We start from the raw sequence: 230 nt of genomic DNA on the forward strand, positions 1-230 counted from the left end.
GTCGAGGCGTGCGACCGGCTCTTCGTGGGCGGTGAGATCGGCCAGGGGTATCCGGGAGACGAGGACAACGGCGAGATGTCGGCCTGGTATCTCTTCGCGACGATCGGGCTGTATCCGCTCGTGCCGGCGAGCGGAGAGTTCGTGCTGACCCCGCCTCGCCTGCCTCGAGTGGTGCTGCGCCCCGAGGGGCGGGAGCCGCTCGTCATCGAGGCGACGAACGCCGGCGCGCC

1 protein-coding gene is annotated in these 230 nt (G+C 70.9%); it reads left to right on the forward strand.

The genetic code is table 11. From position 1 onward, the window contains the following. Nucleotides 1-230 (forward strand): glycoside hydrolase domain-containing protein (locus SB658_RS28135; RefSeq protein ID WP_410603898.1); only part of this gene is annotated, 230 nt, incomplete at both ends.

This window comes from Bacillus sp. SIMBA_008, assembly GCF_046535495.1.
Taxonomy (GTDB): Bacteria; Bacillota; Bacilli; order Bacillales; family Bacillaceae; genus Bacillus; species Bacillus subtilis.